The organism is Microbacterium sp. AB (genome assembly GCF_032878875.1).
Taxonomy (GTDB): Bacteria; Actinomycetota; Actinomycetes; order Actinomycetales; family Microbacteriaceae; genus Microbacterium; species Microbacterium betulae.
Window position 1 is genome coordinate 411044 of sequence record NZ_CP118157.1, and the last position, 18197, is coordinate 429240.

Annotated in this window: 17 protein-coding genes; 14 read left to right on the forward strand and 3 right to left on the reverse strand. The window is 71.8% G+C overall.

From position 1 onward, the window contains the following. The first annotated feature begins 10 nt into the window (after positions 1-10). The 6 genes from N8K70_RS01865 to N8K70_RS01890 all read left to right on the forward strand — a co-directional run bounded on the left by N8K70_RS01865 (position 11) and on the right by N8K70_RS01890 (position 6520). Positions 11-1024 carry an aldo/keto reductase family protein gene (locus N8K70_RS01865; RefSeq protein WP_317139920.1) on the forward strand — a complete coding sequence of 338 codons (1014 nt, stop codon included), beginning with the start codon at positions 11-13 and terminating at the stop codon, positions 1022-1024. A gap of 59 nt (positions 1025-1083) precedes the next feature. Beyond that, positions 1084-1869, forward strand: a complete 786-nt coding sequence (locus N8K70_RS01870; protein ID WP_317139921.1) for an IclR family transcriptional regulator — start codon at positions 1084-1086, stop codon at positions 1867-1869. A gap of 176 nt (positions 1870-2045) precedes the next feature. Then, positions 2046-2387, forward strand: a complete 342-nt coding sequence (locus tag N8K70_RS01875) for a bifunctional 3-phenylpropionate/cinnamic acid dioxygenase ferredoxin subunit (RefSeq protein ID WP_317139922.1) — start codon at positions 2046-2048, stop codon at positions 2385-2387. Further along, on the forward strand, positions 2387-3571 hold the full coding sequence (locus N8K70_RS01880) for an NAD(P)/FAD-dependent oxidoreductase (RefSeq protein ID WP_317139923.1): 1185 nt from the start codon (positions 2387-2389) through the stop codon (positions 3569-3571). Before N8K70_RS01875 ends, N8K70_RS01880 begins: the two co-directional genes overlap by 1 nt. Before the next feature lie 37 nt (positions 3572-3608). Then, complete coding sequence (locus tag N8K70_RS01885) at positions 3609-4739, forward strand: aromatic ring-hydroxylating oxygenase subunit alpha (RefSeq protein ID WP_317139924.1); 1131 nt, start codon at positions 3609-3611, stop codon at positions 4737-4739. Further along, positions 4736-6520 (forward strand): BCCT family transporter, encoded by a 1785-nt coding sequence (locus N8K70_RS01890; protein ID WP_394357793.1) that lies wholly within the window; start codon positions 4736-4738, stop codon positions 6518-6520. Before N8K70_RS01885 ends, N8K70_RS01890 begins: the two co-directional genes overlap by 4 nt. A 47-nt stretch (positions 6521-6567) precedes the next feature. Here the strand turns inward: N8K70_RS01890 and N8K70_RS01895 are convergent, their stop codons facing one another. Continuing rightward, positions 6568-6924: a VOC family protein gene (locus N8K70_RS01895; protein WP_317139925.1), complete on the reverse strand. Its 357-nt coding sequence runs from the start codon at positions 6922-6924 to the stop codon at positions 6568-6570. 50 nt (positions 6925-6974) lie between these two features. Continuing rightward, positions 6975-8330, reverse strand: a complete 1356-nt coding sequence (locus N8K70_RS01900) for an aminotransferase class I/II-fold pyridoxal phosphate-dependent enzyme (RefSeq protein ID WP_317139926.1) — start codon at positions 8328-8330, stop codon at positions 6975-6977. Between the two features lie 190 nt (positions 8331-8520). Between N8K70_RS01900 and N8K70_RS01905 the strand changes: the two genes are divergently transcribed. The 8 genes from N8K70_RS01905 to N8K70_RS01940 all read left to right on the forward strand — a co-directional run bounded on the left by N8K70_RS01905 (position 8521) and on the right by N8K70_RS01940 (position 17024). Continuing rightward, on the forward strand, positions 8521-9369 hold the full coding sequence (locus N8K70_RS01905) for a nitrilase-related carbon-nitrogen hydrolase (RefSeq protein WP_317139927.1): 849 nt from the start codon (positions 8521-8523) through the stop codon (positions 9367-9369). Between the two features lie 16 nt (positions 9370-9385). Next, positions 9386-10828 (forward strand): dihydropyrimidinase, encoded by a 1443-nt coding sequence (gene hydA / locus N8K70_RS01910; protein ID WP_317139928.1) that lies wholly within the window; start codon positions 9386-9388, stop codon positions 10826-10828. A 10-nt stretch (positions 10829-10838) separates the two neighbouring features. After that, positions 10839-11855 (forward strand): TIGR03842 family LLM class F420-dependent oxidoreductase, encoded by a 1017-nt coding sequence (locus tag N8K70_RS01915; RefSeq protein WP_317139929.1) that lies wholly within the window; start codon positions 10839-10841, stop codon positions 11853-11855. After that, complete coding sequence (locus tag N8K70_RS01920) at positions 11852-12775, forward strand: ABC transporter permease (protein WP_317139930.1); 924 nt, start codon at positions 11852-11854, stop codon at positions 12773-12775. The genes N8K70_RS01915 and N8K70_RS01920 overlap by 4 nt, the downstream gene beginning before the upstream one ends. Continuing rightward, positions 12772-13596, forward strand: coding sequence for an ABC transporter ATP-binding protein (locus tag N8K70_RS01925; protein WP_317139931.1), 825 nt, complete (start codon positions 12772-12774; stop codon positions 13594-13596). Before N8K70_RS01920 ends, N8K70_RS01925 begins: the two co-directional genes overlap by 4 nt. Continuing rightward, positions 13593-14390 (forward strand): ABC transporter permease, encoded by a 798-nt coding sequence (locus N8K70_RS01930; RefSeq protein ID WP_317139932.1) that lies wholly within the window; start codon positions 13593-13595, stop codon positions 14388-14390. The genes N8K70_RS01925 and N8K70_RS01930 overlap by 4 nt, the downstream gene beginning before the upstream one ends. Before the next feature lie 78 nt (positions 14391-14468). After that, positions 14469-15611, forward strand: a complete 1143-nt coding sequence (locus tag N8K70_RS01935; RefSeq protein WP_317139933.1) for an ABC transporter substrate-binding protein — start codon at positions 14469-14471, stop codon at positions 15609-15611. 78 nt (positions 15612-15689) lie between these two features. Then, positions 15690-17024, forward strand: coding sequence for an aspartate aminotransferase family protein (locus N8K70_RS01940; protein ID WP_317139934.1), 1335 nt, complete (start codon positions 15690-15692; stop codon positions 17022-17024). On the opposite strand, the gene solA is transcribed toward N8K70_RS01940, so the two are convergent. Then, the gene (gene solA / locus N8K70_RS01945) at positions 16991-18178 is read right to left on the reverse strand and encodes an N-methyl-L-tryptophan oxidase (RefSeq protein ID WP_317139935.1); all 1188 of its coding nucleotides are present in this window, start codon (positions 18176-18178) and stop codon (positions 16991-16993) included. The two genes, N8K70_RS01940 and solA, sit on opposite strands and share 34 nt — an antisense overlap. Positions 18179-18197 lie beyond the last annotated feature (19 nt).

The window sequence follows — 18197 nt, forward strand, 5'->3', positions numbered from 1 at the left end:
GCGTGGGCACATGGTCAACTATCGCTATCTCGGCAACAGCGGCTTCAAGGTCTCGGAGATCACGTACGGCAACTGGGTCACCCACGCCTCGCAGGTCGAGAACGATGCGGCGATCGCCACCGTGCACGCCGCGCTCGACGCCGGCATCACCACCTTCGACACCGCGGACACGTACGCCAACACCGCCGCGGAGGAGGTGCTCGCCGAGGCGCTGAAGGGACAGCGCCGCGAGGGGCTCGAGATCTTCACGAAGGTCTACTTCCCCATCGGGCACAAGGGGCCGAACGACACCGGCCTCAGCCGCAAGCACATCCTCGACGGCATCCACGGGTCGCTGCGCCGCCTGAACGTCGACTACGTCGACCTCTACCAGGCGCACCGGTTCGACTACGAGACCCCGCTGGAGGAGACGTTCCAGGCGTTCGCCGACGTCGTCCGTCAGGGCAAGGCGCTGTACATCGGCGTCTCCGAGTGGACGGCCGAGCAGCTGCGCGAGGGGCACGCTCTCGCGAAGGAGCTCGGCGTCCAGCTCGTCTCGAACCAGCCGCAGTACTCCCTGCTCCACCGGGTGATCGAGGGCAAGGTCGTGCCCGCCTCCGAGGAGCTGGGCATCTCGCAGATCGTCTGGTCTCCCATGGCGCAGGGCGTGCTGAGCGGGAAGTACCTGCCGGGACAGCCCGTGCCTGCGGGCAGCCGCGCGACCGACGAGAAGAGCGGCGCCGGGTTCATCAAGAGCCTCCTGCGCGACGAGGTGCTCACGGCCGTGCAGAACCTCAAGCCGATCGCGGCCGACCTGGGGCTCACGCTTCCGCAGCTCGCCATCGCGTGGGTCCTGCAGAACCCCAATGTGGCCGCGGCGCTCGTGGGGGCGTCGCGCCCCGAGCAGCTCGCCGACACCGTCAAGGCGTCGGGCGTGACGCTCGAGCCGGGGGTCCTCGCCGCCATCGAGCAGGCGCTCGAAGGCGTCGTGAACGACGACCCGGAGGACACGTACTCGGTGTCGCCGAAGACCCGTCTCGCCTGAGCCCTCCGTGCCCGCCCGCGCCGCGATGGCCGGGCGGGCACGCCCCTAGGATGGTGGTCGTGGGGGATCAGAGGTCGCAGGACGGCTCGGTGCAGTCCGTGGACCGGGCGCTGCAGATCCTGAACCTGCTCGCCGAGGCGCCGTCGCTGGGCGTCAGCGAGATCTCGCGAGAACTCGGGGTGCACCGTTCGACGGCGTTCCGGCTGCTGGCGACGCTGGAGTCGCACAACTACGTCGAGCAGGAGAGCCGTCGCGGCACCTACCGGCTCGGGTTCGGCGTGCTCCGTCTCTCGGGCCAGGTCGAGGCCCGCACCGATCTCGTCAAGGAGGCGCAGCTCGTCTGCGATGAGGTGACGGACGAGCTCAACGAGACGAGCAACGTCGCGATCCTCGACGACGGCGCCGCCGTCAACATCTGCCAGACCACGGGGACGCGCCTGGTCGCGGTGACGCAGCAGTACGTCGGGCGGCGCACGCCGCTGCACGCCACGTCGACCGGCAAGATCCTCCTCGCGCACGCGCCGGCCGATGTCCTGCGATCGACGCTGTCGGGCTCGCTCGAGGCCTTCACCCCGCACACCGTCACGGATGCGGCGGAGCTCGAGACGCGTCTCGAGGAGATCCGCGACCGCGGCTGGGCCGCCGCCGTCGAGGAGTGGGAGTCGGACACGAACGCGGTCGCCGTCGCCGTGAGCGATCGCGCGGGCGGAGTCGTCGCGGCGCTGAGCGTGACGGCGCCGAGCTTCCGGATGTCTCCCGACGGGTTCCCCGGCATCGTCGCGGTGCTGCGCCGTCACGCACAGCATCTGAGCGCCCGGCTGGGCTCGGCCGGCGACCCGGCCTGAGCCCCCTCGCGTCGATCGCGTGTCGGCGTCTGTTTCGGGTCCGTGAATTCCTCGGGTCGTTTGGTCGCGTTCCTCTTGACAGCGTTCTGGTGCGCTCCCAATGTGTTGTGCAATACGCGAAATCGTGCGTAATACACAACACGTTCACATCCTGGGACGGGGGAGGCTCCGATCGCATGCTGCGCATCTGCTCGCTGGACGAACTGACCGACGACGAGGGCATCCGCATCGATGCCGTCTCCCCTCCCATCGCGGTGTTCCTGACCTCCGAGGGGGAGGTGTGCGCGCTCGACGACACGTGCACCCATCAGGACGCATCCCTCGCGGAGGGATGGGTCGAAGGCGGCCGCGTCGAGTGCCCCCTGCACGCGAGCACGTTCTCGCTGCGGACGGGCGAGGTCGACGCCCCGCCGGCGACGCGCGGCGTCAGGGCGCATCAGGTCGAGGTGATCGACGGGGAGGTCTTCGTCGAGCTCTCCACCGCGGAGCCGAACCTTCCTCCCGGGGTGGTGTACTGATGCCCCGCGTCGCGATCGTCGGCGCCGGGCTCGCCGGCTACACCGTCGCGCGCACCCTTCGTGCGGCGGGCCACGAGGGGGAGATCGTCGTGGTGGGCGCCGAGGCGCACCGGCCGTACGACCGTCCCCCGCTCAGCAAGGCCTACCTCTCGGGCGAGCTCGACGCGGCGGGCATCGCGCTGGAGGGCGACGAGGAGATCGGCGTCGGATGGCGTCTCGGCGTCGCGGCCGTCGGACTGGACGCCGGCACCCGGGCCCTCGCGCTCTCCGACGGAAGCGTGCTGGGAGCGGACGAGATCGTCCTCGCCGTGGGGGCGTCGCCGCGGGAACTGCCCGAGCTGCCGGGTGCGCCGTCCGGCGCGCCGGCGCACGTGCTCGGGACGAGGGAGCACGCCGACGCCCTGCGTGCGGCGCTCGTCCCCGGAGCCGAGGTCGTGATCGCGGGGGCGGGATTCGTCGGCCTCGAGGTCGCCGCCGCCGCGATCGCCGCCGGCGCGGCGTCCGTGACGGTCGTCTGCGCCGATACGTCTCCGCTGCGCCGGTTCGGCGCCGAGGCGAGCGCCGCCGTGCGCGGGCTGCACGAACGCTCCGGCGTGCGCTTCGTGACGGGCGTGCGCGTCGTCGGCGTCGAGCGCTCCCCGGACGGTCGCCCTGTCGGCGTGCGGCTGGGCGACGGGCGCGTGGCGGAGGGGTCGGTGGTCGTCGCGGGGATCGGCGCCGTCCCGTCCACCGGCTGGCTCGCGGGCAGCGGTCTCGCCCTCACGCCCTGGCGAGCCGTCGCGTGCGACGACCGGGGGCGTGCGGCCCCGGGGATCCACGCCGCCGGAGACTGCGCCGCCTGGGGAGAGGTCTCCTGCGGGCACTGGACGCTCGCGCGGGAGCAGGCCTCGCGCGCGGCCGAAGACATCGTCGCCCCCGGGACGGCCGCGGCGTCGGGGGAGCCTCCCTATGTGTGGAGCGACCAGCACGGCGCGAGAGTGCAGTTCGCCGGGCGCCTCCGCGGCGACGAGACGGTCTCGGTCGCCGCGGGCGACGTCGCGGCGGGCGACCCGCTCCTCGTCTACCGCGACTCCCGCGGCGAGGAGGTCGCCGCGTTCGGCATCGACCAGCCCCGCCTCATGATGCGCTGGCGCAAGACGCACCGCGCCGTCGCCTCGCCCTCCCCGCAGGTCGCGGCCGCATGAGAACCGTCCCGTTCGAGCTCAGGAGAGGGCACGCACGATGATCATCGAGCAGTTGGACAACCCGCTTCCCGGCTCCCTGCTGCCCACGCTGGCGGGCGGCTACTACACCGACCCCGCCGTGTTCGCACAGGAGCAGGAGCGCATCTTCGAGCAGTCCTGGTTCTGCGTCGTCCACGGCAGCGACATCCCGGACCCCGGCGACTACAGGCTCGTGCAGGTGGGCCGCGAGCAGCTCATCGTGTCGCGCAACCGCAGGCGCGAGGTCCGGGCGTTCTTCAACGTCTGCCGCCACCGCGGCATGCGCGTGTGCACGGAGGAGGCGGGCACGCGGCGCACCTTCCAGTGCGGCTATCACGCGTGGACGTACGACCTCGACGGGAGGCTGATCGCCGCGCCCAACCTCACCCGGATGCCCGACATCGACCGCGACGACTACGGCCTGCGGCGCATCCACGTCCGCGAGTGGCTCGGATACGTCTGGGTGTGCACGGCGGAGGAGGCGCCGTCGTTCGAGGAGACGGTGCTGAGCGAGGTGGTGAACCGTCTCGGCGAGGTGGAGAGCCTCGACCGCTACCAGGTCGAGAACCTCGCGATCGGCAGACGGATCGCGTACGACGTCCATGCGAACTGGAAGCTCGTCATCGAGAACTTCATGGAGTGCTACCACTGCGCGACCATCCATCCGGAGCTCACGCAGGTGATCCCCGAGTTCGCCGAGGGCTGGGCCGCGCAGACGAACGTGGGCCTCGGCGCCGAGTTCGGCGAGGGCATCGAGGGCTTCACGGTCGACGGGTCGGCCGGGGCGGCCGAGCTGCCGCTCATCGCCCCCGGCCAGGAGCGGCGGTACTTCGCCATCACCATCCGGCCCAACGTCTTCGTCAACATGGTCCCGGACCACGTCATCGTCCACCGGATGTTCCCGGTCAGCGAGTCGTCCACCTACGTCGAGTGCGACTGGCTGTTCCTGCCGGAGGTGGTGGACTCCGCCAGGGACGTCTCGAAGTCGGTGGAGCTGTTCGACCGGGTCAACCTGCAGGACTTCGACGCGTGCGAGAAGACCCAGCCCGCGATGTCGTCGCGTCTCTACCGCACGGGCGGCGCGCTCGTCCCGGCGGAGCACCACATCGCCTTCTTCCACCAGTGGCTCGTCGAGGCGTTGCGACCGTGAGCGACCGCGACACCACCCGAAGCCTCCTGACCTCGCTCAGGGACGCCGGCGGCGCCGATGCGCCCCGTCCGCGTCGCACGGGCGTCGACAGGATCGTCTTCGGCGCCGCGGCGGTCATCGCCGTCGCCTTCGTCGCCTGGGGCGTGTCCGCCCCGTCGGGGCTCGGCGCCGTCGCATCGAGTGCGCTGTCGTGGACGATGGACACGCTCGGCTGGCTCTTCGTCATCGCCGCGTCCGTGTTCACGGTGTTCGTGCTCGTCGTCGCCCTCGGACGCTTCGGCCGCGTCCCGCTCGGCCGCGACGGCGACACGCCGCAGTACCGCACGTCGTCGTGGATCGCGATGATGTTCGCGACGGGCATGGGCATCGGCCTCGTCTTCTACGGCGTCGCCGAGCCGCTGTACTTCTACGTCTCGCCCCCGCCCGGCACGGTCGAGGGGCAGACCCCCGAGGCGCTGAGCGTCGCGATGGGCCAGACGCTCTTCCACTGGACCCTGTTCCCGTGGGCCATGTACGCGATCGTCGGCCTCGGCATGGCGTACGGCACCTACCGGCTCGGGCGCAGCCAGCTGTTCTCGTCCATGTTCACGTCCCTGTTCGGCCCGCGCGTCGTGGACGGCGCGGGAGGGCGCGTCATCAACGTCCTCGCGATCATCGCCACGCTGTTCGGCTCGGCGTGCTCGCTCGGGCTCGGCGCCCTGCAGATCGGCGGCGGCATCGCCTACGCCGGCCTGCTGCCCGAGGCGGGCACGCCCCTGCTCGTGATCGTCATCGCGGTCCTCACGGCGGCGTTCGTCGCCTCCGCCGTCTCCGGGATCGAGCGCGGCATCCAGTGGCTGTCGAACATCAACATGCTGCTCGCGGTCGTGCTGGCGCTCGTCGTCTTCGTGGGCGGCCCGACGCTGTTCATCCTCAACGTCCTGCCCGACGCGATCGGCGCGTTCGTCGGGAACCTGCCGGAGATGGCATCGCGGACGGCGGTCGCCGGCGACGCCTCGCTCGCCGAGTGGATGTCGGGGTGGACGGTCTTCTACTGGGCGTGGTGGATCTCGTGGACGCCCTTCGTGGGGCTGTTCATCGCGCGCATCTCGCGCGGGCGGACCATCCGGCAGTTCGTCACCGGGGTGCTGCTGGTCCCCTCCCTCGTCTCGACGATCTGGTTCACGGTCTTCGGCGGCGGGGCGATCGGCCTCCAGGAGCGGGCGGAGGAGGCGGGCGACACCGGCGCGGCGCTCGTGGACGTGGTCGGCGGCGTTCCCGACATCGACTTCGACACCGCTCTGTTCACCCTCCTCGACGCCCTGCCGTTCCCGACGTGGGCGACGGTCGCGCTCTTCGTCCTCGCCGCCGTGCTCATCGCGATCTTCTTCGTCACCGGAGCCGACTCCGCGTCGATCGTCATGGGCTCGCTGAGCGAGAACGGCGCCGAGGACCCGACCCGCAAGACCGTGATCTTCTGGGGCGTCTCGACCGGAGCGGTCGCTGCGGTCATGCTGCTCGCCGGCGGCGACGACCCCGCAGCGGCTCTGAACGGGCTGAAGAACATCACGATCGTCTCGGCGGTGCCGTTCGTGGTCGTCATGCTCGTGCTGTGCGTCGCGCTGTGGCGCGATCTCGCGCGCGACCCCCTCGTGATCCGGGGAGACCTGGCCCGCCACCTGCTGGTCGAGAGCGTCGCGAGCGGCGTGGAGACGCACGCCGGCGAGCCGTTCCAGCTCAGCACGGTCGAGGTGGAGGCGGCGGTCGTCGACGAGGGCGGAGAGGCGTCGTCGCCGTCGTGAGGTGAGACCGGACTTCCCCGCCGATCCCCCTCCGGCCAACGGCGGGGTCAGTCGGCGGCGTCGACGACGCAGAACCGGCTCCCCTCCGGGTCCTCCATGATGATGTAGTCCGCGTCCGCGGGTCTCCGGTCCCCGTGCACCTCGCGCGCGCCCAGGGCGGTGAGGCGCCGCACCTCGGCGGCCCGATCCCGCGCGTACAGGTCGAGATGCATCCGGGGCGGGAGCACCCGCTCGGACGGAAGCGCGTCCAGGGAGATGTTCGGTCCCGCCCCGTTCCGGGGCCGCAACACCACGAAATCCGTCGAGGCGGGCTCGCGCGCGACGTAGTCCAGGGCCGCGGACCAGAATCGCGTCTGCGACGCGATGTCCTCGACGCGAACGACGATCGACCCCACCCTCGACATGGCCCCGAGCATACGTGCGGTCCGCCGTCGGCCGCCGCGGCGGACGCCTCCTAGGGCCGGGCGGCGCGCTCCCCCTCGGACAGCGCGGCGGCCTCTGCGAGGACCGATGCGATCGCCGCCGCGCCCTCGGCGACGACCCCGGCGGTCACCCTCACGAACGGCGCGGCGGACTCCGCTCCGACGACGAACGGCGTCCCCGCGGCGACGCCGATGCCCGCGGCGGCCAGGTGCACGAGCGCCGCGCGCTCGTCGGCCACCGGGAGCCGCAGGTTGAGCCCGTCGGGGCGGCCGACGTCCACCCCGCGGGCGCCCAGCGCGTCGGCGAGGACCCCCGCGCGATCGCGGTACGCGCGCCGCGCCGCGCGCACGACCTCCGCCGAGGCGGGGTCGGTCAGCAGGTCGACCAGCACGGCCTGCAGCAGCCTCGACGTCCACGCCGGCCCCAGCATGCGGCGCGCGACCACGCGCTCGACGATACGCGCCGGCCCGCCGACGGCGGCGAGGCGCAGGTCGGGGCCGTGCGACTTCGAGAAGCTGCGCACGTGCACGACCTGCTCGGGCAGCCACGTGCCGAGGGTCACGTCGGGGGCGTCGGCGATGGGGCCGGAGTGGTCGTCCTCGACGACGACCACGCGGTCGCCGTCGCGGGAGGCCGCGATGACGCGGGCGAGCTCGTGCGCGCGATCCGTCGTCATCGACGCCCCCGTGGGGTTCTGCGCGCGCGGCTGCACGAGCACGGCGACGGGCCGGCGGGCGAGGGCGGCGGCGAGGGACGCGGGCGTGACCCCCTCGGAGTCGAGCGCGAGCGGCACCGGCTCGGCGCCGAGGACCTCGATCAGGTCGAGGAAGTGGGGGAAGCCGGGCGACTCCACCGCGACGCGATCCCCGAACCGCACGAGCTGCCCCAGCGTGCGGTCGATCCCGTCGAGCGCCCCGTCGACCACCGTGATCGTCTCGGCGCGCGACGGCCACATCGCCTCGAGCAGGGAGCCGAGCGCGGGGAGGACCGGCAGGTCGCGGTAGCGCCCCGCCTCGGCGCGCGGCGAGACGCGGGAGAAGGCCGGTCCGAGTGCCGGCAGCAGCGCGGGATCGGGCGTGCCGAGCGACAGGTCGAGCCGCGGCTCGCCGCCGCCGCTCATCCCCTGGATGCGCGGCGTGAGCCAATCGCGGGGCGTCTCGCGCACGAAGGTGCCCGCCCTCCCGCGCGAGACGATGACCCCCGCCCGGGCGAGCGCCTGCCAGGCGGCGCTCACGGTGGCCGGGCTGACCGAGAGGACGGAGGCGATCTCGCGCACCGTGGGGAGCCGGTCGCCCGGGGCGAGCACGCCATCGGTGACGAGGCGAGCGAGCACCCCGGCGATGCCCTGCGGGGTGCGGTCGGGGAACTCCGCGTCGATCCTCTGCACGTGGGCTCCCCTCCTGCGCGCACCGGTCCGGAGGCTTAACGGTCACGTCACAGGCCGAAACCGAAGAGAAATGTTCAGCCGGAAGAATAACACAAAGAGGCCGGCTCGTCGGCCCGCGCCCGGTCCCCGGGGCGGCGGCGGGTCCTCCATGACAGGCGATCCTCACCGGATCCGAGACCAGGAGGCGACGATGACGACGGTTCGCGCAGCGATCACGCAGACCACGTGGACGGGCGACAAGGAGTCGATGCTCGACACGCACGAGCGGTTCGCCCGGGAGGCGGCGGCCGAGGGCGCGCAGATCATCTGCTTCCAGGAGCTGTTCTACGGCCCGTACTTCGGCATCACGCAAGACAAGAAGTACTACCGCTACGCGGAGCCGGCCGACGGCCCGATCGTGCAGCGGTTCGCGGCGCTGGCCAAGGAGCTGGGCCTCGTGACCATCCTCCCCATCTACGAGGAGGAGCAGACCGGCGTGTACTACAACACGGCCGTGGTGGTGGACGCCGACGGCACGATCCTCGGGAAATACCGCAAGCACCACCTCCCGCACGTCGAGAAGTTCTGGGAGAAGTTCTACTTCCGCCCCGGCAACCTCGGCTATCCCGTCTTCGACACCGCCGTCGGCAAGGTCGGCGTCATCATCTGCTACGACCGTCACTTCCCCGAGGCCTGGCGCGAGCTCGGCCTGAACGGGGCGCACATGGCCTTCAACCCGAACGCCACCAAGCCCGGCCTGTCGAACCGGCTGTGGGAGGTGGAGCAGCCGGCTGCCGCCGTCGCGAACGGGTACTTCGTGCTCGCGCCCAACCGCGTCGGGCTCGAGGACAACGAGTACGGCGACGAGGCGGTGGACTTCTACGGCAAGAGCCAGATCGTGGACCCGCGCGGCAACCACGTCGGGGAGCTCGGCTCGGGCGAGCACGAGGAGATCCTCATCCGCGACCTCGACCTCGACCTCGTGCGGCAGATGCGCGACGACTGGCAGTTCTACCGCGACCGCCGGCCCGATTCCTACGGCGAGATCACGGCCCCCTGAGCGAGCGGAGCACATCATGACCACCACGCTCATCGCGAACGGCACCGTCGTCAACGCGACCGGGACCGGCGCCGCCGACGTCCTCATCGACGGGGAGACGATCGCCGCCGTGCTCGCACCCGGCTCGACGCTGCTCGGCCACGACCTGGCCGGGTCCGTCGACGCCGTGATCGACGCGGCGGGCAAGTACGTGATCCCGGGAGGCGTCGACGCGCACACGCACATGGAGATGCCCTTCGGCGGCACGAACGCCTCCGACACGTTCGAGACGGGCACGCGCGCGGCGGCGTTCGGCGGCACGACCTCGATCGTCGACTTCGTCGTGCAGTACCCCGAGCAGAGCATCCTGGAGCAGTACCACCTGTGGCACGAGAAGGCCGCGGGCAACTGCGCCGTCGACTACGGGTTCCACCAGATCCTGTCGGACGTGCAGGACGCGAGCCTCACCGCGATGGACGAGCTCATCGCCGAGGGCGTGACGAGCTTCAAGCTCTTCATGGCCTACAAGGGCGTGTTCCTCTCCGACGACGGGCAGATCCTGCGGGCGTTCCAGAAGGGCGCCGACAACGGGGCGATGATGATGATGCACGCCGAGAACGGCGCGATGATCGACGTCCTCGTGCAGCAGGCGCTCGCGGAGGGGAAGACCACCCCGTACTTCCACGGCACGACGCGGCCGTGGCAGGCGGAGGAGGAGGCGACGCACCGGGCGATCATGATCGCCGACCTGACCGGGGCTCCCCTCTACGTCGTGCACGTCAGCGCGAAGCAGGCGGTCGCGCAGATCGCCGCCGCCCGGGACAGGGGGCTCAACGTCTTCGGCGAGACGTGCCCGCAGTATCTCCACCTCTCCCTCGAGGACCAGCTCGGCGCGTCGAGCGAGGAATGGGGGGACTTCGAGGGCGCCAAGTGGGTGTGCTCGACGCCGCTGCGCTCGAAGCACGAGGGGCATCAGCAGCGCATGTGGCAGAGCCTGCGCACGAACGACATCCAGATGGTCTCGACCGACCACTGCCCGTTCTGCATGAAGGACCAGAAGGAGATGGGCATCGGCGACTTCTCGAAGATCCCCAACGGGATCGGCTCCGTCGAGCACCGGGTCGACCTCATGTACCAGGGCGTCGTGACGGGGCAGATCACCCTGCCGCGCTGGGTCGAGCTCACCAGCACGACGCCCGCGCGGATGTTCGGCATGTACGGGAAGAAGGGCGTCATCCAGCCCGGAGCCGACGGCGACGTCGTCGTCTACGACCCGGACGGGCACACCTCGATCGGCGTCGGCGAGGGAAGGACGCACCACATGAACATGGACTACTCGGCGTGGGAGGGCTTCGAGATCGACGGGCACGTCGACACCGTGCTGTCGCGCGGCAAGGTCGTCGTCGACGGCGGACGTTACCTCGGCGCCCGGGGCGACGGCCGCTACATCAAGCGCGGCCTCAGCCAGTACCTCGTCTAGGGAGCCGCGCATGGACTTCGGAGTCGTCCTCCAGACCGATCCTCCCGCCGCGCGCACCGTGCAGCTCGCGAAGCTCGCCGAGGCGCACGGCTTCAGCCACGTGTGGACCTTCGACTCGCACCTGCTGTGGCAGGAGCCGTACGTCGTCCACGCGGCGATCCTCGCCGAGACCCGGCGCGTCACGGTCGGCCCGTTCGTGACCAATCCGGCCACCCGCGACTGGACGGTGACGGCGTCGGTGTTCGCGACCCTCAACGAGATGTACGGCAACCGCACGATCTGCGGCATCGGCCGCGGCGACTCGGCCGTTCGCGTCCTCAACGGCAGGCCGACGACGCTGAGGGAGCTGCGCGAGTCGATCCACGTCATCCGCGAGCTCGGCAACTCGCGTCCGGTCGCGCACAACGGCGCGACGCTGCAGTTCCCATGGAGCCGCGGCTCGTCGCTGGAGGTGTGGGTCGCCGCCTACGGCCCGCTGGCGCTCCAGGTCGCCGGCGAGGTCGGCGACGGCTTCATCCTGCAGCTCGCCGACGTCGACATCGCCTCCTGGATGATCGCGACCGTGAAGGACGCCGCCGCGGCGGCCGGCCGCGACCCCGAGTCGCTCTCGTTCTGCGTCGCGGGCCCCATGTACATCGGCGACGACGAGGAGCACATGCGCGACCAGTGCCGCTGGTTCGGCGGCATGGTCGGCAACCACGTCGCCGACATCGTCGCCAAGTACGGCGCCGATGGCGCCATCCCGAAGGAGCTGGCCGACTACATCGCGGACCGCGAGGGCTACGACTACAACTCGCACGGCCGATCCGACAACGACCACGTCGACTTCGTGCCCGACGCCGTCGTCGACCGGTTCTGCGTGCTCGGCACGGCGGACGACCACATCGCCAAGCTCCGCGCGCTGCAGGAGATCGGCGTCACCCAGTTCGCGGGCTACCTCCAGCACGACAACAAGGAGGAGACCCTTCGGGTGTACGGCGAGACCGTCATCCCCGCCCTCACCGAGAGCATCACGGCGAAGAGATGAGCGCGGCGACGATCGAGCCCGGTGCGCCGGCGCCGCCCCGTCGGCCCGGCGGGAGCCGCCGGGCGAGCGCCTGGGGATGGGGAGCGGCCGGCGTGCTGCTGATCGTCGCCGTGTGGGAGGGCTACAAGCTGCTGGGCCCCGACGACGGCGTCGTGATCGGCGGGGCGCGGGTGCTGCCGCGCACGACGGATCTCGCGATGCCCCACGCGTGGGACATGGCGGTCCGGCTGCTGGAGCCCGTCACCCGCTCCGAGGGCGCGCCCGCGCTGTGGGTCGCCGTCGCGCTCGCCGCGCTGACGACCCTCGGCATCGCCGCCGCCGGCTGGCTGATCGGGGTCGTGGTGGGCCTCGGGCTCGCCCTCGTCATGCAGCGCTGGCGGCTGGCCGAGTGGAGCGTCCTCCCCTGGATCGTCCTCAGCCAGACCGTGCCGCTGATCGCGTTCGCTCCGATCGTGCGGGGCTGGGGCGCGCGGATCGAGATCGGCGCGTTCGAGTGGCAGGACTGGATGTCGGTGGCCCTCATCGCGTCGTATCTCGCGTTCTTCCCGATCGCCCTCGGCGCGCTGAGGGGGCTGCAGTCGCCCGACCGGATCCACGTCGAGCTGATGCACGCCTACGCCGCCGGATACTGGAGGACGCTCGTCGCGCTGCGCCTGCCCGCCGCCGTGCCCCACCTGCTGCCGGCGCTGCGGCTGGCCGCGGCGAACGCGGTCGTCGGCGCGGTCGTCGCCGAGGTCTCGACGGGGATGCAGGGCGGCATCGGCCGTGTGCTCATCCAGTTCGCGGGCCAGGCCTCGGGCGACCCGGCGAAGGCGTGGGGGCCGATCTTCGGCGCCGTCGCGCTGGGGCTCGTGGCGGCGGGAGCGGCGGCGATGCTCGGTCTGCTGCTGAAGGACTACCGGCGAGGGGAGGCGACATGACGATCGCCGACGCGCACGACGTCGCCGACGCGGTCTCCGTCGCCGGGGCGTCCAAGGTCTTCCCGGGAAGGCGCGGCGAGGTGCACGCCCTCGACGACGTCTCGCTGACCGTGCGCGCCGGCGAGTCCGTGTCGCTGATCGGCCCGTCCGGGTGCGGCAAGTCGACCCTCCTGCGCCTGATCGCCGACCTCGACTCGCCGACCTCGGGCTCGGTGCAGGTCTTCGGGAAGCCGGCCTCGCGCGCCCGGCGCGATCAGGACTACGGCATCGCCTTCCAGCAGGCGGGCCTGCTGCCCTGGCGCACCGTCGCCGCGAACATCGGCCTGCCCCTCGAGCTTCACGGCGTCCCCGCCGCCGAGCGCCGCGCGCGCGTCGGCGACCTCGTGGACCTCGTCGGCCTCGCCGACTTCGCCGACCGCCACCCCGACCAGCTGTCCGGCGGGATGCAGCAGCGTGTGGCGATCGCGCGGGCGCTGGCCGAGCGGCCGCGGCTGCTGCTGATGGACGAGCCGTTCGGGGCGCTCGACGAGATGACGCGCGAGCGGATGCAGACCGAGCTCTCGCGCATCGCCGCCGAGACGGGCGCCGCCGTCGTGTTCGTGACGCACTCGATCCCCGAGGCGGTCTTCCTCTCCGACCGCGTCGTGGTGATGTCGCCCCGGCCGGGGCGGATCACGGACATCGTCGGGACGGGTCTCGGCGCCGACGTCGCCCGCGACGACGCCCTGCGCGAGTCGCCGCGCTTCTTCGAGCGCGTCACCGCGGTGCGCGAGGCGCTGCACGGCGCTCCCGTCCCTGGGCGAGGGCGGGAGCGCCGATGACGCTCTCCTCCGCTCCCTCGCCGACGGCGCAGCAGGGCCTGCGCATCCTCGCCCCTATCGCGCTCGGGGTCGTGGGCCTCGGGCTGTGGCAGTTCCTCGTGAGCGTGGTGGGCGTCTCCGACTATCTGCTGCCCAGCCCCGCCGCGATCGTCGGAGAGCTCGTCGCGTTCGCCCCGGCCATCGCGGGAGCCGCCGCCGTGACGGGAGCGAACGCGCTCGTGGGGCTCGTCGTCGGCATGGTCGTCGCGGTGACGCTCGCCGCCCTGGCCTCGCGCTGGCACGCCGTCGACGCGATGGCGTCTCCCGTCGTCGCGGCGCTCGCGGTCGTCCCGATCGTCGCGCTCGCCCCCGTGCTCAACTCGATGTTCGGCGCCGACAGCCAGTTCGGCCGGCAGGCGATCGCGGCGCTCGCCGCTTTCGTGCCGGTCTTCGTCAACGCGCTTCGCGGCCTGCGCCAGGCACGGCCCATCCATCGCGAGCTCCTGCACGCCTACGCCGCCACGGGCGCGCAGGCCTTCCGCTTCGTGACCCTCCCCTCCGCCGTGCCCCATCTGATGACCGGCATCCGCCTGGCGAGCTCCCTCGCGGTCATCTCGGCGCTCGTGGCCGAGTACTTCGGCGGGCCGCGCGGGGGCCTGGGCAGCTTCATCTCGACCTCGGCGGCCACGAGCGCGTACGCGCGGGCCTGGGCGTACGTCGTGGCCGGCATCGTCATCGGCCTCGCGTTCTTCCTCGTCACGGCGCTGCTCGAGCGTCTCGTGCTGCGACGCATCCCGTCCGGAGCGACGTCGTGACGCCGGCCGTCCGCTCGCGCCGTCCGGTCCGCATCCATCCGCACCACCCCGTCGCACACGAACCCGAAAAGGAATGACATGAGCCACAGCACACGTCGCCGCAGGGCGACAGGCGCCCTCGCCGTCCCGGCCCTCCTCGTCCTCTCCGCCTGCTCCGGCGACGGGGGAGGGACCGACAGCGCCGGGGAGGAGCTGACACCGGTCGTCCTGCAGCTGCAGTGGCTGCCGCAGGCGCAGTTCGCCGGCTACTTCGCCGCCGTCGAGCAGGGCTTCTTCGCCGAGGAGGGGCTCGAGGTGGAGATCGTCCCGTCCGGCGGCGACATCGTCCCGCAGGACGCCCTGGCGAACGGCGACGCCGACTTCGCGATCGCGTGGGTGCCCAAGGTGCTCGGATCGATCGAAGCCGGCGCGAACCTCACCAACATCGCGCAGATCTTCCAGCGCTCGGGCACCCTGCAGGTCTCCTGGGCCGACTCGGGCATCGAATCGGTCGCCGACTTCGAGGGCCAGCGCATCGGCTCGTGGGGCTACGGGAACGAGTGGGAGATCTTCGCGGCGATGGCCGACGAGGGTCTGGACGCGTCGACCGTGCAGATCATCACGCAGGACTTCAACATGAACGCCTTCCTGCAGGGCGACATCGACGCGGCGCAGGCGATGACCTACAACGAGTACGCGCAGCTGCTGGAGACGGTCGACCCCGACACGGGAGAGCTCTACCGGCCCGAGGACTTCACCGTCATCAGCTACGAGGACACGACGGGCGCCATGCTGCAGGACGCCGTCTGGGCGGACGCCGAGCGGCTCGAGAGCGACGCCGCATACGCCGAGACCGCCGTCTCGTTCCTCAAGGCCGTCGTCAAGGGATGGGTCTTCGCGCGCGACGACCCGGAGGAGGCCGCCGAGACCACGATCGCCCAGGGGTCGGGCTGGGGCCCGAGCCACGAGCTGTGGATGATGAACGAGACGAACAAGCTCATCTGGCCCTCGCCGGACGGCGTGGGCGTCGTCGACGAGACGGCGTGGGATCGCACGGTCTCGGCCGCACTCGCCGCCGTCAACGAGACCGGTGCGCGCCTCATCACCGCGGAGCCGCCCGCGACGGCGTACTCGAACGAGTACATCCAGGAGGCGCTCGACGCCCTCGAGGGCGAAGGCCTCGATCTCACGGGAGACGATTTCGCCCCCCTCGAGGTCGAGCTGCAGGAGGGCGGCAGCTGACGTCGTCCCGATCGGGGACACCACATCCGGGCCGGCGGCCTCGCGGGACCGCCGGCCCCTCAGGAGAGGCACCCATCCATGACCGGCACAGATCCGTCGACCGGCGCCGACTCGTCGCTCGACGCGCTCGCCCACGACCTCGACCGCGCGCACGTGTTCCACTCCTGGGCGGCGCAGGGGGCGCTCGACCCGCTCGTGATCGCGGGCGGGTCGGGGACCCGTGTCTGGGACCACGCAGGCAGGACCTATCTCGACTTCTCCAGCCAGCTCGTCAACGTCAACATCGGGCATCAGCACCCCGTCGTGGTCCGCGCGATCCAGGAGCAGGCGGCGCAGCTGGCCACCGTCGCGCCGTCGACCGCGCACCTCGCCCGCGGCGAGGCCGCGAAGCGCATCGTCGCCCGCGCCCCGGAGGGCTTCCGCAAGGTCTTCTTCACCAACGGGGGCGCCGACGCCAACGAGAACGCGATCCGCCTGGCGCGGCTGCACACGGGGCGCGACAAGGTCGTGTCGGCCTACCGCTCGTACCACGGCAACACCGGCGCGGCGATCGTGTCCACGGGCGACTGGCGGCGCGTCCCGAACGAGTACGCCCGCGGGCACGTCCACGTGTTCGGCCCCTATCTCTACCGCAGCGAGTTCTGGGCCACCACGCCCGAGCAGGAGTCCGAGCGGGCGCTCCGCCACCTGGAGCGCGTCGTGCAGGCCGAGGGCCCGGGATCCGTCGCCGCGGTCCTGCTCGAGTCGGTGCCCGGGACCGCCGGCGTCCTCGTCCCGCCGCCCGGGTACCTGGCCGGGGTGCGCGCGATCTGCGACCGGTACGGCATCGTGCTCGTCCTCGACGAGGTGATGGCCGGCTTCGGCCGCACGGGGCGCTGGTTCGCCTTCGAAGGGCACGACGTCGTCCCCGACCTCATCGCCTTCGCGAAGGGGGTCAACTCCGGCTACGTGCCCGTGGGCGGCGTCATCATCTCCGACGAGATCGCCGCGGGCTTCGACGAGCGGGTCTTCCCGGGCGGCCTCACCTACTCGGGGCACCCGCTGGCGGCGGCGTCCATCGTCGCGGCCCTCGACGCGATGGAGGACGAGGGGATCGTGGAGAACGCCCGCCGCGTCGGCGACGATGCGATCGCCCCCGCCCTCGCGGAGCTCGCCGAGAGACACGAGGTCGTGGGAGAGGTGCGCGGCGACGGCGTGTTCTGGGCGATCGAGCTCGTCGCCGACCGCGCGACGCGAGAGCCGCTGCCGGACGCCGCGATGGCGGCGCTCAAGAAGGACCTGGTCGGCCGCGGCCTGCTGCCGTTCGTGCAGGACAACCGCATCCACGTCGTGCCGCCCTGCGTCGTCACCGACGACGAGGTGGCCGAGGCGGTCGCCCTCTACGACGAGGCGCTCGCCGCCCTCCCGCGCTGAAGCGCGGGACGCAGCGGGTCGAAGAGCGTCGTCGGCAGCAGCGACGAGGAGCCGGTGAGCGCGAGGTCGGCGAGGATCTCGCCGACGACGGGCACGAACTTGAAGCCGTGCCCGCTGAAGCCGCACGCGATCTGCACCTGCTCGTGCAGCGGGTGGGCGCCGATGACGAAGTGCTCGTCGGGGGTGACCGAGTAGAGGCACGTCTTGGCCTGGACGAGCTCCCCCGTCAGCCGGGGGAACAGCTGCAGCGCGCGCCGGCGCATGTCGTCGACCTCGTCGTCGTGGACGGTGCGGTCGATCGTCTGCGGCGTCGTCGGCGTGCCCCTGCGGAAGTACCCGAGCTTGAGGCCGCCGCGCGGCCCGTCGGTCATGGGGAAGCCGTAGATCTGCCCGTTGCCGTGCGTCTCCTCGATGTAGACCGGATGGCGCGCGTCGCTGTAGCTCTCGTACGGCACCCGATCGGTGTCCTCCGGCGCGAACCAGTAGAAGACCATCCGGTCGATGGCCAGGGGCAGGCCGAGCTCGGGCAGGATCTGCGGCGCCCACGGCCCGGGCGTGACGACGAGCCTGTCCGCCCCGTAGGCGCCCCGCGTCGTGACGACCTCCACGCCACCGCCCGGCGTCGCCTGCCAGTGCGTGACGGGCTCGTGGAACCGCAGCGCGGCGCCCTTGCGCGCCGCGACCTCGGCGTTCGCGATGGTCGTCTCCTCCGGGCGCACGTAGCCGGCGTTCGCCTCGTAGACGGCCATCGCGTCGTCGGCGGGGTCCATGGTCGGGAACCGGCGCCGGATCTCCTCCGCGTCGAGGATCTCGTGGGCGAGGCCGTGCAGCTCGGCGGCGCTCCTGCTGCCCGTGAACGTCACGTCGTCCGGGTCGCCGATGTAGACGCCTCCGCAGAGCTCCATGATCGCGCGACCCGACTCCTCCTCGAGCCGGCGCCATCCCTCGTAGGCGCGTCGCAGCAGCGGCACGTACTCCGGGCTCTCGAAGTACGACTGCCGGACGATGCGGGTCCCGCCGTGCGCGGCTCCCTGATCGTGCCCGGGCGCGAACGTCTCGAGCCCGAGAACGCGTGCGCCGCGCCCGGCGAGGCTGTTCGCCGCGGCGCCTCCCATCGATCCGACGCCGAGGACGATGACGTCGTAGTGCTCCATCGGTGCGCTCCTCCCTCCT

Coding starts and splice junctions, on each gene's coding strand:
- N8K70_RS01865 (WP_317139920.1), top strand. CDS start 11: ATGGTCAACTATCGCTATCTCGGCAACAGCGGCTTCAAGGTCTCGGAG.
- N8K70_RS01875 (WP_317139922.1), top strand. CDS start 2,046: ATGCTGCGCATCTGCTCGCTGGACGAACTGACCGACGACGAGGGCATC.
- N8K70_RS01880 (WP_317139923.1), top strand. CDS start 2,387: ATGCCCCGCGTCGCGATCGTCGGCGCCGGGCTCGCCGGCTACACCGTC.
- N8K70_RS01885 (WP_317139924.1), top strand. CDS start 3,609: ATGATCATCGAGCAGTTGGACAACCCGCTTCCCGGCTCCCTGCTGCCC.
- N8K70_RS01895 (WP_317139925.1), bottom strand. CDS start 6,924: ATGTCGAGGGTGGGGTCGATCGTCGTTCGCGTCGAGGACATCGCGTCG.
- N8K70_RS01905 (WP_317139927.1), top strand. CDS start 8,521: ATGACGACGGTTCGCGCAGCGATCACGCAGACCACGTGGACGGGCGAC.
- hydA (WP_317139928.1), top strand. CDS start 9,386: ATGACCACCACGCTCATCGCGAACGGCACCGTCGTCAACGCGACCGGG.
- N8K70_RS01915 (WP_317139929.1), top strand. CDS start 10,839: ATGGACTTCGGAGTCGTCCTCCAGACCGATCCTCCCGCCGCGCGCACC.
- N8K70_RS01920 (WP_317139930.1), top strand. CDS start 11,852: ATGAGCGCGGCGACGATCGAGCCCGGTGCGCCGGCGCCGCCCCGTCGG.
- N8K70_RS01925 (WP_317139931.1), top strand. CDS start 12,772: ATGACGATCGCCGACGCGCACGACGTCGCCGACGCGGTCTCCGTCGCC.
- N8K70_RS01930 (WP_317139932.1), top strand. CDS start 13,593: ATGACGCTCTCCTCCGCTCCCTCGCCGACGGCGCAGCAGGGCCTGCGC.
- N8K70_RS01935 (WP_317139933.1), top strand. CDS start 14,469: ATGAGCCACAGCACACGTCGCCGCAGGGCGACAGGCGCCCTCGCCGTC.
- N8K70_RS01940 (WP_317139934.1), top strand. CDS start 15,690: ATGACCGGCACAGATCCGTCGACCGGCGCCGACTCGTCGCTCGACGCG.
- solA (WP_317139935.1), bottom strand. CDS start 18,178: ATGGAGCACTACGACGTCATCGTCCTCGGCGTCGGATCGATGGGAGGC.